This is a genomic window from Xanthomonas axonopodis pv. maculifoliigardeniae (assembly GCF_041519315.1).
GTDB classification, from domain to species: Bacteria; Pseudomonadota; Gammaproteobacteria; order Xanthomonadales; family Xanthomonadaceae; genus Xanthomonas; species Xanthomonas euvesicatoria.
This window is the reverse complement of the sequence record NZ_CP167998.1, coordinates 616,279-629,580: the sequence shown is the minus strand read 5'-3', so window position 1 is coordinate 629,580 and position 13,302 is coordinate 616,279. Positions and strand designations below refer to the sequence as shown.

General features: G+C 67.1%; 12 protein-coding genes and 1 pseudogene. 6 read left to right on the top strand and 7 right to left on the bottom strand.

What is annotated here, in order from left to right:
• Positions 1-46: 46 nt before the first annotated feature.
• The gene (mdcC, locus tag ACDH77_RS02735; protein WP_029818538.1) at positions 47-364 is read right to left on the bottom strand and encodes a malonate decarboxylase acyl carrier protein; all 318 of its coding nucleotides are present in this window, start codon (positions 362-364) and stop codon (positions 47-49) included.
• 9 nt (positions 365-373) lie between these two features.
• A complete protein-coding gene (mdcA, locus tag ACDH77_RS02730) occupies positions 374-2,020 on the bottom strand; it encodes a malonate decarboxylase subunit alpha (RefSeq protein ID WP_109291282.1) in 1,647 nt (548 codons plus the stop codon).
• 188 nt (positions 2,021-2,208) lie between these two features.
• Here mdcA and ACDH77_RS02725 point away from each other — a divergent pair, with 188 nt between their 5' ends.
• Together ACDH77_RS02725 and ACDH77_RS02720 are read left to right on the top strand one after the other, a co-directional pair.
• Positions 2,209-2,745, top strand: coding sequence for a PadR family transcriptional regulator (locus ACDH77_RS02725; RefSeq protein ID WP_136733504.1), 537 nt, complete (start codon positions 2,209-2,211; stop codon positions 2,743-2,745).
• Positions 2,746-3,055: 310 nt separating this feature from the next.
• On the top strand, positions 3,056-3,850 hold the full coding sequence (locus tag ACDH77_RS02720; protein WP_218489073.1) for a siderophore-interacting protein: 795 nt from the start codon (positions 3,056-3,058) through the stop codon (positions 3,848-3,850).
• 82 nt (positions 3,851-3,932) lie between these two features.
• On the opposite strand, the gene ACDH77_RS02715 is transcribed toward ACDH77_RS02720, so the two are convergent.
• The 4 genes and pseudogenes from ACDH77_RS02715 to ACDH77_RS02700 form a co-directional block, all read right to left on the bottom strand.
• A complete protein-coding gene (locus ACDH77_RS02715; protein WP_303403491.1) occupies positions 3,933-5,204 on the bottom strand; it encodes a histidine-type phosphatase in 1,272 nt (423 codons plus the stop codon).
• Between the two features lie 184 nt (positions 5,205-5,388).
• Positions 5,389-5,628: pseudogene (locus ACDH77_RS02710) on the bottom strand (hypothetical protein).
• Between the two features lie 127 nt (positions 5,629-5,755).
• The gene (locus ACDH77_RS02705) at positions 5,756-6,499 is read right to left on the bottom strand and encodes a YceI family protein (RefSeq protein WP_005920166.1); all 744 of its coding nucleotides are present in this window, start codon (positions 6,497-6,499) and stop codon (positions 5,756-5,758) included.
• Between the two features lie 231 nt (positions 6,500-6,730).
• Positions 6,731-7,321, bottom strand: a complete 591-nt coding sequence (locus ACDH77_RS02700) for a malonic semialdehyde reductase (protein WP_003483243.1) — start codon at positions 7,319-7,321, stop codon at positions 6,731-6,733.
• Between the two features lie 134 nt (positions 7,322-7,455).
• Here ACDH77_RS02700 and ACDH77_RS02695 point away from each other — a divergent pair, with 134 nt between their 5' ends.
• Genes ACDH77_RS02695 through ACDH77_RS02685 form a run of 3 tightly spaced genes read left to right on the top strand, consistent with a single transcriptional unit; the run spans position 7,456 to position 9,821 of the window.
• Positions 7,456-8,403 carry a mitochondrial fission ELM1 family protein gene (locus ACDH77_RS02695; protein WP_031420877.1) on the top strand — a complete coding sequence of 316 codons (948 nt, stop codon included), beginning with the start codon at positions 7,456-7,458 and terminating at the stop codon, positions 8,401-8,403.
• A gap of 42 nt (positions 8,404-8,445) precedes the next feature.
• Positions 8,446-9,315, top strand: a complete 870-nt coding sequence (locus tag ACDH77_RS02690) for a DUF2145 domain-containing protein (protein WP_031420876.1) — start codon at positions 8,446-8,448, stop codon at positions 9,313-9,315.
• Positions 9,312-9,821: a hypothetical protein gene (locus ACDH77_RS02685; RefSeq protein ID WP_031420875.1), complete on the top strand. Its 510-nt coding sequence runs from the start codon at positions 9,312-9,314 to the stop codon at positions 9,819-9,821. The genes ACDH77_RS02690 and ACDH77_RS02685 overlap by 4 nt, the downstream gene beginning before the upstream one ends.
• A 108-nt stretch (positions 9,822-9,929) precedes the next feature.
• Here ACDH77_RS02685 and ACDH77_RS02680 read toward each other — a convergent pair whose 3' ends face one another.
• The gene (locus tag ACDH77_RS02680; RefSeq protein ID WP_031420874.1) at positions 9,930-11,891 is read right to left on the bottom strand and encodes a protease pro-enzyme activation domain-containing protein; all 1,962 of its coding nucleotides are present in this window, start codon (positions 11,889-11,891) and stop codon (positions 9,930-9,932) included.
• 781 nt (positions 11,892-12,672) lie between these two features.
• On the opposite strand from ACDH77_RS02680, the gene ACDH77_RS02675 reads away from it, so the two are divergent.
• Entirely contained in the window at positions 12,673-13,224 is a 552-nt protein-coding gene (locus ACDH77_RS02675) for a VUT family protein (protein WP_029818530.1), read from the top strand.
• Positions 13,225-13,302: the final 78 nt, after the last annotated feature.

Sequence of the window (13,302 nt, the reverse complement as noted above, 5' to 3'; positions counted from 1 at the left end):
ACGCCTGTCGCGCCCGGGTGCGCTCCTACGCAGCGGAGTGGGCGGCTCATGCGTCAGCTCCCTGCAGCACATCCAGCGCTTGTTCCAGGCGCAGGCTCACCACCGCCGGCGTGGCGCCGACATCGTTGATGCTGATGCGCACATCGCGCAGTGGATGGCGTGCAGCGAAATCGTCCAGCACTGCCTGCCAGATTGCGCCAAAGCCGCGTGCGGCAGTGAGGATCTCGATCTCCATGGCGCCCTCGAGCGGCACGCGCTCGACCAGCACTTCCAGATTGCCGGAGGCCACGACACCGACCAGCGCGTGTTCCAGCCCGGCGCGTGCACCGCGCTGTCCATCAAAGCGATATCGCAGGGTTTCCATGCTGTGCCCTTACCAATTGCGAAAACGTTTCGGCGGGTCGTACAAGCCGCCGGACCAGCGCACCAGGTCCTTGACCGTGCGCGCTGCAAGCAGGTCGCGCGTGGCATCGCGCGGGCGAATGCCCAAATCGTCCGGCCGCTTGATGACGCCGCGGTCGCGCAGGTTTTCGACCATGCGCTTGTCGCGCCCCAGGCCCACCGCGGTATAGCCGGACACGCCGCGGATTGCCTGTTCGCGTTCTTCCGGCGTGCGACACAACAGCAGGTTGGCGATGCCCTCTTCGGTCAATACGTGGCTGACATCGTCGCCGTAGATCATCACCGGCGGCAGCGGCATGTTGGCGCGCTCGGCCAGTTCCCAGGCGTCGAGTTTGTCGACGAATGCCGGCGCCATGTGTTCGCGGAAGGTCTCCACCATCTGCACCACCAGCTTGCGCCCGCGCGGCATCTCGCCCGGCGTTGCCGCTTCGCGCCCGGCCTTGAGCCAGGCAGCACTGGCATGCCGGCGACCGCGCGCATCCGAGCCCATGTTGGGCGCGCCGCCGAAACCGGCGATGCGGTCGCGCGTGGCGGTGGAGCTGTTGCCCTGCAGATCGATCTGCAAGGTGGAGCCGATGAACATGTCGCAGGCATACAGCCCGGCGGTCTGCGACAGCGCTCGGTTGGAGCGCATGCTGCCGTCGGCGCCGGTAAAGAAGATATCCGGACGCGCGGCGATGTAGTTTTCCATGCCCAGCTCGGAGCCGAACGAATGCACCGATTGCACGAAGCCCGATTCGATGGCCGGGATCAGCGCCGGATGCGGATTGAGCGCCCAATGGCGGCAGATCTTGCCCTTCAGCCCCAGCGATTGGGCGTAGGTGGGCAGCAACAGTTCGATCGCGGCGGTGTCGAAACCGATGCCGTGATTGAGCCGGTCCACACCGTATTCGGCATAGATGCCCTTGATGGCCATCATCGCCATCAACACCTGGATCTCGGAAATCTGCGCCGGGTCGCGGGTGAACAACGGTTCGATGTAATTGGGCTTGGGCGCCTGAGTCACGAAATCCACCCAATCGGCGGGAATATCCACGCGCGGCAGGGTGTCGAGAATTTCGTTGACCTGCGCAATCACGATGCCGCCCTTGAACGCGGTGGCCTCCACGATCACCGGCGTGTCTTCGGTATTCGGGCCGGTATAGAGATTGCCGTGACGATCGGCCGCCTGCGCGGTGACCAGTGCGATGCGCGGGGTCAGGTCGATGAAGTAGCGGCCGAACAATTCCAGATAGGTGTGGATGGCGCCGATCTCGATGCGACCTTCGCTCACCAGCCCGGCCAGGCGCGCGGCCTGCGGGCCGGAGAACGAAAAATCCAGGCGCTTGGCGATGCCGCGTTCGAATACGTCCAGATGCGCGGCAAGCGACAACACCGATTGCACCATGTGCAGGTCATGCACGCGCGCCGGATCCACCTCGGTAAGGCACCGCGCCAGGAAATCGGCCTGCTTCTGGTTGTTGCCCTCCAGGCACACACGGTCGCCGGGCTCGATGACCGCTTCCAGCAACGCCACGACATCCTCGGCAGCCACCACGCGACCCTGCGGCGCCAGCGCGGCGGCCCGCTGCAGACGCTGACGCCGGCTTTCGGCCTGGGTGTCCCACTGTCGACTCATGCCTCTGCCTCGCCGGGGACGAGCCCGTAATGTCAAAGTAATTACATCGTAATTATGAATTGTACGGGTGTCTAGACGCGTTGCAGCATGCGGGTCTGTCACTGGGCAGGCGGTCAGCCGCCTGCAAGCCGAGCGCTTGCGCATCAGCGCACTTCGATATATCGTTTCTCCATGCTTCGATATATCGAATGAAACAGCGCCCGCCCGTCAGGCCAACGGCCGATCTCGATGCGGCACCTGCCCGCGCGCGCGGTGCCGGCGCACGCGTGCGCCCGCTGGAGCATGGCGATCTGCGCCTGCTGCTGCTGGCGCTGATTGCCGAGCGCCCGTGCCATGGCTATGAGCTGATGCGGCAGATCGCCGCCCTCTTCAAAGGGCTGTACACGCCCAGCGCCGGGGCGATTTATCCGGCTCTGGCGCAGCTGGAGGCCGCCGGCTGGGTGCACACCGATCTGGATGCCGGCCGCAAGCGCTATCAGGTCACTGCCGCTGGCAGCGACTACGTTGCACAGCAACGCGATGCGCTCGATGCCGCACTGGCCCGCACCCATCGACGCGCGCGTGAGCTGATCAAGTCGCAAACGCCGGCCCCGATTCGCGAGGCGATTCATCGCATCAAACATGGCTTGTTCGCGCGCCATGGGCAATGGAGCGAGACAGAAACCGCGCGAATTGCTGCATTACTCAACGCCGCCGCCGACGGCATGGAGCGCGACGACGACTGAGCGGGTGTGCGGTAACGCCTGGGCTCGGCCCGACAGCGATCTGCGAACCGCGCAGGGCGATACAACGCCCCCGCTGCCCCGATTCGAGGTGAAGCGATGCAATTGCATGCAGCTTCACACGCCCCCTCATCTGCCCCTGCGGGCACTTCTCCTGCAGAGCTGAAGACCACGCCGTTGCGCTGGATGACAGCACACCAGCATGGCCGATCGCCACTCACCACGTCATTGACTGATCACGCATTGATTTCGTAACGCTCCCTCTTCCCCCGCACCGCCGCGCATCCGTGCGGCACTCCAGGAATTGCATTCCATGGCTGCACACACCAATACCCAACTCCGTCGCGACCCACGCCTGCGTTCCGTGCAGGTGCTGCGTTGCGAAGCGATCACCCCGCATATGCGCCGTATCGTGTTCGGCGGCAGCGACCTGGCCGGCTTTCAAAGCGATGCGCCGGACGATCACGTCAAACTGTTCTTTCCCAACGCCGACGGCGCCTTCGTCCTGCCGACCATGACGCCGGAAGGCCCGCGCTACGAAGAAGGCGCGCTGCCTTCGCCGGCGCGCGACTACACGCCGCGCGATTTCGATCCGCAGAGCGGCGAGTTGAGCATCGACTTCGTGTTGCACGGCGAGGGCGTGGCGTCCGGTTGGGCCGCGCGCGCACAGCCCGGCGATCCACTGAAACTGGGCGGCCCGCGCGGCTCGTTCCTGGTTGCCGATGACTACGACCACTACGTGTTGATCGGCGACGAAACCGCGCTGCCGGCGATCGGCCGCTGGCTCGAAGCGATGCCCGCCGACATGCACGCGCAAGTATTCATCGAGATCGCCGATGCCGCCGAGCGGCAGGAACTGCTCAGCGCGGCCGAGGTGCGGGTGAACTGGCTGGAGCGCAATGGCTTCGATGCCGTCAGCAGCACCCTGCTGGAAGACAGCCTGCGCGACTACGAGCCAGAGGATGGCGACACGTTCTACTGGATCGGCGCCGAATCGATGCGCGCGCGCGCCATGCGCAAATTCCTCGAAGACCACGTGGGTGTGGACAAGGAATGGGTGCGCGCAAAAGGCTATTGGAAGGCGCGCGGCGAGCACGGCGAGGAGTGATTGCCCTGCGTGCACGCAAGGCGCTTCGGCTCTCAACGCGTCACTAAGCCGCTTCTTGCGCACTCGCCGCGCATGACATGCGCTACGGTGACGCCGGCCAGGACTGCATGGCCGGCAACGCCACTTGCACCTGGGCCGGATCGATGCGCGTGCGCAGCCAGGCCAACGCAACCGGCAATGGACACAAGGCCTGACCGTGGCAACCGGGCAATACCAGGGTGGACGAGGCCAGCGCATCGCCGTCGAAGCGCCCACGGCGCAACGCCGCCAGGCTGGGCATCAAGGTCCGCACGCGCAGCAACGGCATGCCGTCGCGTTCGAACACATCCAGCACCAGCGCACCGCCGGGTGGATAGTCGTCGGGACGATCGCTGCGATGCCACTGCACGCCGAGCAGTCCACCGAGCGTGGCCAAGGTAGTGTCGTGTCCCACCAGCACCAGCAGCCGCGTGGAAGGCGGCGCCAATGCCGCTACCGACGGCGTCTGCCCGACCGCGGCCTGCACGGTGGCCAGAAGATGCGCGAGCAGGTTGGATGCCGCCGCCGTGGCAACCGGCAACGGACGCTTGCTCTGGGCGAACGAGGTGTTGTGCAGGGCAATCAATTGCGCCACTGCGGCGCGATCCACACGGCCCCAGCCCAGCTGCGCCGCATCGAAGCCTTCGATGTCTTCCAGCATCAGGTTCTCGGCCAGTCCGCCGGCCAGCTTCAGGGTGCTGGCCGCGGCCGGCGAGCCGTCGCGCGTGGCCGGCTCGTAGAGCAGGCGGGTAGGCGGCGGCGTGGCGCAGCGTCCGTGCTGGCAGGCACTCAACACCGCCTGCAAGTGCGCCAGTTGCGCGCGCGTCTCAGCTTCCAGCCGCACCGGCGGCGTGGGCGCCTTGCCGCCATCGAACAATACAGTGCGCTCGCCCTCCGGCAGGGCCTGGTAGTGCACTGCGCAGCCCGGCGCCATGCCCTGCAGCAGCGCCTGCGCGCTGGCGTGGTTGCGGGCGGTACTGTCGGCGATGGTGACGATCTGTTCGGTGCCCGCGCAGCCACTGGCCGCCAGTCCGAGCGGCGGCGCGAATAACGCGCGATAACGTGCGCCCAGCGCCTGCATGCCGGCTCGTCCGTGCGGCGTCAGCTGGCCCGTGGCCACCGGCCAGTGCGGCCATGGCTGCGCGCTGTAGCGATCCAGCTCGCTGCCGGGCTGGGTCGGTGCACGGATGCCATGCCGCACCAGCACGATGGTCAGGCGCAGGTGCGCGGTTGCAGCGGCGGTCTCTTTTGCCACGACCGGTTTTGCCATCGGCAGGCAGAGCGCCAGACCGAGCAGTGCGTGCCGCATCGTTCCGGCAAAAGAGCGATTGTGCATGGCTTGCCTCATAACGTTGCCGACAACGCGAGCACTCTCCCGCGTCCAGGCTGACCGGCATACCGCGGTGCATGGGTGGAACGCGCGCCAACGGTGCGCGTGCCGCGAGGCCGGACATCGCGGTGGCGCAATGGCTGCCCTTGCCGGAACAGCGGCAACAATCTACCCAAGCGCACGACAGACATCACCGCTCCAGAAAAATGCGCCCAGCCTGCGTGGACCGGATGACGCGTGGATGACAGCCGCAACTCCGTTGCCGCGCGTTGCGCCCGGCCGTTGATTCGCGGCGATGGCGATGGCGCGATCTATCGAGACAGTGCAGCGGCGCCAGGTTTGCCAAACGTCGCGACGGCCACCTGTTTGCCGATGCCACGGTCACGCAGTCCACGCTGCCGGCGATGCCGTGAGCGGCGGTGTTTCCCAGGATTCGCCCCGGCACGCAGGCCGCCCCAACATGACGTGACCACGCCCGACGGCATCTCACTTGGCCGTTACCCTCAACGACAAAGGCCCGCCGAAGCGGGCCTTTGCCTGGACAGCAGCCAGACCGCTTACTTGGCAGCGGCATCCTTCGCCGCAGCATCGCCCGCCTTGGCCTGCAGGGCTTCGGTGGTGATGCGGATCTTCACTTCGTCGCTGACGTTCGGGGCGTACTGGCCCAGGCCGAAATCGCTGCGCTTGATGGTGGTGGTGGCGTCGAAACCGGCGGCCGGCACCTTCTTCATCGGGTGCTCGCCGGCACCGTTGAGGGTGACGTCCAGCACGACCGGCTTGGTCTGACCCTTGATGGTCAGGTCGCCGGTGACGGTCAGCTTGTTGGTGCCGGCCGCTTCCACCTTGGTGCTCTTGAAGGTGGCGGTCGGGAACTTGGCCGCGTCGAAGAAATCACCGCTCTTGAGGTGTTCGTCGAACTTGGCGGTGAAGCTGTTCAAGCCGGACAGCGGCAGGGTGACCTGCACGGTGGACTTGGTCACGTCGGCCGCGTCGTACACCAGGGTGCCGTCGACATTGCCGAAGTGCGCGCTCGGGTTGGAGAAACCGAAATGGCTCCACTGCGCCAGCACGTCGGTGTGCGACGGGTCCAGGGTGTAGGTGCCCGACGCCACTTCCACGGCCGGGGCGGTCGAGGCGGCAGCCGCCGGTGCAGGTGCCGGCGCAGCAGCGGCGTCGGCCGGTGCGGTGGCCGCCGCCGGGGTTTCGGCGGCCGGAGCGGCAGTGTTCTCGGCCGGCTTGGAGCAGGCGGCAATGGCCAGGGTCAGGGCGAGCGGCAGCAACAGCTTGTGGGTGGTCTTCATTGGAACTCCATGGGATGAGAGACGCGTCGGATCAACGCGGGTGGGACAGATGCAGACGGACGAGGACTGCAGGAAACGCAAGACACCATGTACGTCGACACGGCGAGCCAGATCAAGCGATCGTCAGGCGAACGGCCAACTGCGTCGCTTGACGCGGCAGGCACACGCGGTGTGCCGGGCCGACGCACGCCGTCCACGGCGCTGCGCGGCAGCCGGCACGCATGCATCGCCTTACTCGAAGCGCGCCGCTTCGTCGAAGCTCAGGCGTGGCGAACGCGGGAACAGCCCGGCCGGGTCGCCATAGCCAAGATTGACCAGGAAGTTGGACTTGATCGGCGTGCCGGCAAAGAACGCCGCATCCACCTTGGCGTTGTCGAAGCCGGACATCGGGCCGGCGTCCAGTCCCAGCGCACGCGCGGCCAGGATCAGGTAGGCGCCCTGCAGCGAGCCATTGCGGAACGCCGATTCGGTGCGGCCCTCGCGCGGGCCGTCGAACCAGCTCTTGGCGTCGGCATGCGGGAACAGGTACGGCAGCTTCTCGTGGAAGTCTTCGTCGTGCGCCACGATCACCGTCACCGGCGCGGCCAGGGTCTTGGCGGCATTGCCCTCCGACAGCGCCGGCTTGAGCTTGGCCTTGCCTTCGGCGCTGGTCACGAACACAAAGCGCGCCGGGCAGCTATTAGCCGCGGTGGGCCCCCACTTCACCAGCTCATACAGCTCACGCAGCACCTCGTGGCTGACCGGCGTGTCGGCAAACGCATTTTGCGTGCGGGCGGTGCGGAACAGCTGATCCAGTGCGGCGGCATTGAGCGAGTCGGACATGAGCACTCCAGAGGAAGGGGTGGTGCGACGGTAGGCTGCGGCGTCGGCGCCAGTGTGAAGACCCGCAGTGTAGAGTGGCGCGATTGCCGCCACACGCGTTCAATCTGAAACAAATCTATGTCGGATCTGAAACGATGGGGCTGACCTGGGCACTGAGCGACGGCCGTGCCGGCAATGCGCGCCAGGCCGAGGCGCTGGCGCGTGCATTGCAGCCCGCTGCCTACCAGCCACTGCACCTGCAGACCAACGCGCCGTGGCGTTGGGCGGCGCCGCGGCGGCTCCCCGGCGCACGGCAGGCGTTTGGCGCGGCATTTGCCCGGCAACTGCAGCAGCCCCCGGCGCTGGCCATCGGCTGCGGCAGGCAGGCGGCGCTGGCCACCCGGTTGCTGCGTGCCCACGGCAGCCGCAGCGTGCAGATCCTGGATCCGCGGCTGGACCCGCGGCACTGGGACCTGCTGGTGGTGCCCGAGCACGATGCACTGCGCGGCAGCAACGTGCTCACCCTGCTCGGCAGCCTGCACCCGGTGGACGATGCGTGGCTGGCGGCCGGGCGGGCCGCCTTCCCCGCCTTGGGCGGCTTCCCGGGCCCGCGGCTGGCGCTGCTGGTCGGTGGCCCCACCGCCCAGGTGCCGTGGACGCCACAGGCGCTGGCGGCGCTGTGCACGCGCGTGAGCGCCCAACTGCGCGCGCTGGGCGGCAGCCTGCTGGTGACCACCTCGCGCCGCACACCGGGCGATGCACTCGCAACGCTGCGCGCGGCCTGCGCCGGCCTGCCGCATCTGCTGTGGTGCGATGAGCGCGATGGGCCGAACCCCTACGCTGGACTGCTCGGCTGGGCCGATGCCATCGTGGCCAGCGCCGATTCGGTCAATCTGCTCTCCGAAGCCTGTGCCACCCGCGTACCGGTCGCTGCCGCGTTCGGCGAGCAGGCACGTGGGCGCGTTGACACCTATTTGCAAGCGTTGCGGCAACGCCAGCGCTTGCACTTAGTCGATGAAGTTCTCGCCAGCGCTGTCGATATCGTTCCTGTGCGCGAAACCGAGCGCATCGCCATGCAGGTACGCGCGCGCCTGCTGCCATAACCCAACGCCCGCCAGCGGGCCAGCGAGACAAGGACGATGTGCATGACAGGGACGATCCACGCGCGATGGATGCGGCAAACCCGGCGCAAGGCAATTGCGCTGCTGGTACTGGCCGCATTACCGCTGGCGTCCAACGCAACAACACCGCGTTGCGTGCCGCGTTATCCCACGCCGCACGCCGCTGCCGCGATGTTCGACATGGCCACCTCCACCGCGCAGGCGCTGGATGCGTTGCCCGATGCCAAGGTGGTGCTGCTGGCGCGCGGCGGCCAGGATCTAAGCCGCTACGGCCTGAAACATAGCCACCTGGCATTTGCCGTGCGCGACGATGATGGCGGCTGGCGGGTGCGCCACCTGCTCAATCGCTGCAAGAGCGATGCGTCACAGCTTTACCAGGAAGGCCTGAGCAACTTCATCGGCGAAAGCGCGTTGAGCAGCGATCTGCGCGTGGGCATTCCCACCCAGGCACTGCAGCAACGTCTGTACGCGCGATTGACTGGCAGTGGCGATCTTGCGCACCGCCTGCATGAAACGCGCTACAGCATCGTGGCGTATCCGTTTTCCACCGACTATCAAAACTCCAACCAATGGGTGCTGGAAGTGCTGGCCGTCGCGCTGGCGGCCGACGCGCAACCGGCGGTCGCGATTGCCAACAGCGGTGATGCACAGGCATGGCTGCGCACCGCGCGCTATCACCCAAGCGCCCTGCATCTGGACCTGAGCCAGCGCATCGGCGCGCGCTTTGTCGCCGCCAATGCGGCGGTCACCGATCATCCTGTGAGCGAACGTGTGTCCGGTAACTATTCGGTGGTCACGGTCGAATCGGTATTCGACTTCCTGCATCAGCGCGACGCGGTGGACAAGGAACTGTCGATTGCACGCGCCGCCCCTACTCCTGGAGCAACACCATGATGCACGCCCGTTCCTTTCTCGCTGCCAGCGCATGCCTGTTCGCCGCCTTGACATTGCCCTGCGCACACGCCGGTGAAGCGACCACACCCGGCGAAAAATCCGAGTTCTATTCGGCGCTGTCGCTCGCCATGCCAGTGCTGATCGCGTCCGGTGCGGCGGGCTCTGTGTTTTCCGCACCCGTTGCTGTATCTAATGCAGTGGCCGAATCACGTCGCGAGGCACGCGCGGGCAAGCTGCCGCCAATGCGCGTGCAAGCCGTCGACACCCTGCCTGCGGGTGCACGCCAAGTGCGCCTGCAGGACCCGCAACATGCCGAGAACACCGCAGTGGTGCAATGGCAGGCACGCCAGGACGACCCCGCCGCAGGCTTCCACGTCGGCGAAATGGTGACGTTCCAACCTAGCCCCGCAGGCAGCGGCTGGACCGTGCATGCGGAACAAGGCCAGGCGTTGGCGTTCGTACCGACAGAAGCGGCCGCCGCATACGGCAGCAGCCAGACCTGGTGACGTGCACGCCCTGCGCCGCAGGCCGGGGCCACCTCTGATCGACCGCAGCGCGATCGTCGTTGCATCGGCGGCGTTGCCACGACGCCGATGCCTCCAACCGCGCTGCGTTTACGGATTGCTGGGAGAACGCGGAATGCCGGCAGGCGCCGCATCCAGCGCGCCGATCATCAGCCGCACGACCGGGGTTCCCAAGCCGGTGGTGTAGTTGTACTTGCCGGCGATCGGCACGTCGTTGCCGACGACCCCGTTGTTGCCGGGAATGCCGCGGTGATAGGCCTGCGGGCCGTTGGCGGCCAGGCGATACAGGTAATCGTTGAGATTGCCCTGCCGGCCCTGCTTCTGCACCAGCAACGCGGCCACGCTGGCGAACTCCGGCGCCGCCACGCTGGTGCCGATCACCTTGGTGATGGCACCGGCCACGTAGATGGACACCGAGCTTGTGCCCTGCTGACAGGGATGCACGGCGATTCCCGGGCAGCCGCCGACCAACATGCCGACATCGGGCAATGCGCGCATCGAGGTGCGCGTGCCGCCCAGCGCGCGCAGCTGATATGCCGGACGCTGGAACAGCGTGCTGACGCCGCCACCGGCACCCCAGTAGCCGCCGCTGAGCAGCGCGCCGACGCCATACGGGTCCTCGGCCTGCAACGGGTCGGCAAACGCGCTTTCGCTGAGGTAGCTCGAATCCAGGCTGCCCTTCTTGTAGGCAGTGAGCAGGTTGCCGCCACCGACCGCGGTGACATGCGCATCGGCGGCGGGCCAATGCACGCTGGGGACGTATCGGCCGTTCTTGCCTTCCACCAGGTATTGCGTGTCCGGGCAATCCAGGCCGGCATTGTCGCCGCTGGAGGCGACGAAGCTGATGCCCTGCGCGTTGCCTTGCTTGAAGACCGAATCGAACAGGCCAAGGATGGAAGTGGCGTCCTTGCCGTTATAGGCCGCGGTGAAGATCTGTTCGCAGAACCCGAACGAGGAGCTGACCACGTCCGCCTCATTGTCCTGCACGATCTGCCGGTAGCCGGCCAGGATGGAATCGATGGACAGATCGGGGATCACGTACAGCAGCACGTGCGCGCCCGGTGCGCCGCCGAGTGCCATGTCCACATCGAGCGTGGCCTCGCGCACCGCAGCGCGATTGCCGTCCTGCACCCCGGGCTTGGCCCCGGCCACATAGCGGCGTGCATACAGTGTCGGGTTGGCATGGTTGCCGGCATAGCGGCTGAAGCGCTCGTGGTCGAACATCGCGGCAATGTCCGTATCCAGCACGTCGCTGCCGATCAGGACGGCGATCGTGCTGCCGCTACCGTCGAGCCGCTGTTGCTTGCCTGGCGCACCGATCATCGTCTGGTAGGAAGGATAGCCGTAGGCCTGCTTGAGATCGTTGTACCAATAGCTGGTGGTGCCATCACCGGTGCGGTTGCCGGGCGTGCCGGCCAGCATGCGCGAGTCCATGCGCGCCGCCGGCAGCCCGCGGCTCAGGCCGGTGACGGTGACACCGTTGGCACGCAGCGCGGCCGGCAGCTGCAGCGGAGCGGCAGCCGCCAGGCGTACCTGCTGGCCGGCGTTCAGATCAGCCACCAGCGGCGCGGCAAACAACCGCTCCACGCTGTCGGCATTCGCGCTGACATGCAGGGTTGGCCCTTGCTGCACCACGGTCATGTGTGCGGCCTGCAGGGCGGCGCGTACCTGCGCGAGCTGCGCAGGCGCCGGACCAAAACGCCGCTGGAATTCGGCCGCCGACAGCCACTTGTGGTACTGCGGCGACAGCGGGTCCTGGATGTCGGCCAGCAGGGCGTTCAGGGCCACTTGGTCGCGTGGTGGCAGATGCACGTCGAAGGACACGGGCGCTGTGCGCAAGCTGGCCGTGATCGCGTCAATCCGGGCATCGGGGACGGTGGTGGCAGCGTTGGCGCTACCGAAGGCCAACAGCGAAGCGGACAGCACGGCAGCCAGCAGCGGCCGACAGCGGATGCGAGTAAGCATGGATCTCTCCAGGGGGCACAGCAGTGAGCGAGGCCGAATGGCATCGCAGGGACGTGCACGACCGCTCGCGACCACCGGCGCGATCATGTCGACACGGAAACAGGACACAGATGCCGGCTGCGATCGATGGCCGCGCGGGCCGCGATCCACGCGGCTGGCCGCTGACACAGACCACGGCAAGGCCGAGCGCTGCCGGTGCACCATCGCGACACTGCACATTCGGCGGCTATCTCCATCGGCATCGGCAGGTCGCGCGGCTTGCAAGGGTTGCCATCACTCAGACGGCGGGTCGGGAGCCGGGACGATACGTGCGATGTCTACCGCTGAAATGCCAGCGGGCGAGGTTGTGTCGCCATCAGCGAGGTGCGCGCGCCTGCGGCAGCAGGTGCCGCTGCGTGCCAGCTCGCCGCGCGTGGCTGCCTCAAGGTGCGCGCCGTTGCCGCGAGTACCTGCAAGCGCCCATTGCGCGCACCTGCGCCCGCTCATCACCGCAGTTCCTGCGTCGAGGCTGCCGCCTGCTTTGCGATCACCGCGTGCTGCCGATGCCGCCGGTCAGGCGTCATGTGCACGCGTCACCGATGACGACCCGATGTCGTGGCGCAGGCTTGCCCCGCTCTGCACATCGCATGCCGACGATGCTGCCGAGCGCCGCCGCCGCCACGAACGCACGCGCTTTTGTATTGCGGCCGCGATGTGCGCACGCGCTCGGTCGTCGCCGCCGATGATACAGGCACGGTCCGGCGCCAGGCGCCTGCGCGATACGGGAAGGGGTCTTCGCGCAGCGGCGCCGTGGTCGGGGCGCGCATCGCTGCGCTGGTCCAGCCCTGCCGTCGAAGCGATAATTGCGCGCCCAATCAACCGTGTCGCCATGCGTCCTGCCTCGCCACCTGCCTTTGCCCCGCTCACCTCCCGTGCATTGATCCGGGCGGTGTTGGCAATGGGCGCGGTGGTCCTGCTGTCCAACATCCTGGTGCAATACCCGATCAACGACTGGCTGACCTGGGGTGCGTTCTCCTACCCGCTGGCGTTTCTGGTCAGCAACCTGATCAACCGCCGCTTCGGTCCACGCGCTGCGCGCCACGTTGCCTGGTGCGGGTTCGCGCTGGCGGTGCTGCTGTCGATCTGGCTGGCGACGCCCCGCATCGCGGTGGCCTCGTGCAGCGCTTTCATCGCCGCGCAATTGCTGGACATCAGCGTGTTCGACCGCCTGCGCGATGGCAGCTGGTGGCGCGCGCCGATCGTGGCCACCACCTGCAGCGCCACCCTGGATACCACCATCTTCTGGAGCATTGCGTTTGCCGGCGCGAGCCTGCCGTGGGTCAGCTGGGCCGCAGGCGATCTGGCGGTAAAACTGGGCATGGGCGTGTTCCTGCTCGGCCCGTTTCGCGCCCTGCTGTGGCGGAGTGCGCCGCGTCGGTAGAACGCATGACGCGCATGGATGCGTGGCTTCCCGCCAGGGCAGCCAGGCACCGTTGCCGCCGTTTGCCGCAGCTGCATC